The sequence below is a fragment of the Acinetobacter sichuanensis genome (assembly GCF_003024515.2).
Taxonomy (GTDB): domain Bacteria; phylum Pseudomonadota; class Gammaproteobacteria; order Pseudomonadales; family Moraxellaceae; genus Acinetobacter; species Acinetobacter sichuanensis.
This window is the reverse complement of sequence record NZ_PYIX02000162.1, coordinates 1-1,108: the sequence shown is the minus strand read 5'-3', so window position 1 is coordinate 1,108 and position 1,108 is coordinate 1. Positions and strand designations below refer to the sequence as shown.

Sequence of the window (1,108 nt, the reverse complement as noted above, 5' to 3'; positions counted from 1 at the left end):
AGCCTTAAAGCTCAATGCTCAAATTCAAGAAAATGCTGCTAAATATAATTTTGCAGCACTTGAGTCTAAATACAATCTACCAAAAGGCACATTATCTGCTATTCATGCCATTGAAACAGGAAATACAGGTAAAACAAATCAGGTCAATAAGACTACTGGTGCTTCAGGTGGTTTTCAGTTTATGCCTGATACAGCAAAACGTTTTAAGATCAGTGGTCAAACATTTGATTTGGGGAAATCTGCTGAAGCTGCTGCCAAGTATATGAATTATCTTCTTGAGTTCTTTAAAGGTGATTTAGAAAAAGCGGTACGTGCTTATCATGCGGGTGAAGGAAATGTTCAGCGTGGTACCAACATTGGCAAATACAACAATGATTATTGGAAGAAATACCAAGGATATATGGCAGGTGCTAGCGGTCAAACTTTTGGTACTGATTACACTGTTGAAAATTATCTTAGTGATTTTGAAAAAGGCGATGAGGCTTTTCGTAAGTTTCAAAATGATCAAAATGAGTTTCGCAAGCAACTTTCTTCTGAAGATGTTATTCGCAATCAAAAACGTATTGATGATATTGCGGAAGCTGAACGTCTTGGCTTGCAGCATCTTATTCCACGTATTGAAGAGCGTTACGCAAACGAAACTCGACTTTCTAAACTTGAATTAGATCAACAGTTAAATTCTTGGAGTTGGACTGAAGATGAAAAGTTGAAGAAAGAAGCTGAGATAAATAAAGCGCATATTGCTCTTAGTTCTGAATTGAATGACATTCAAAAGCAGCTTGCGAAAGAATCTGTTGATGAGCAATTGGCTTATGATCTGCAGCAATTTAGAAAAGCGCAAAAGTGGGAAGAATTTGAAGCAATAAATGACTTCAAAGCTATTCAGGATCAAATTCGAGGCTTAAGCAGTAACACTGACGACATTTTTGCTAAAGCAACGATGACACCGAGTGAATACCAATCATGGTCACTGAAAAACAATCGTGATAGTGCAAAACTTGGGTTGCGTAGTGATTTGACTTCTGTTGAACAAAACATCATGCAGAGTGATGCTTTTAAAACCGGTGATGATCGTTATCAAAAGCTTATTGATGCCCATAAAGAATAC

Annotated in this window: 1 protein-coding gene; it reads left to right on the top strand. The window is 37.1% G+C overall.

Going from position 1 to position 1,108, the window contains the following annotated elements; all coding sequences use genetic code 11:
* On the top strand, window positions 1–1,108 hold a 1,108-nt coding region (locus C9E89_RS22725), incomplete at both ends, for a transglycosylase SLT domain-containing protein (protein ID WP_171405217.1).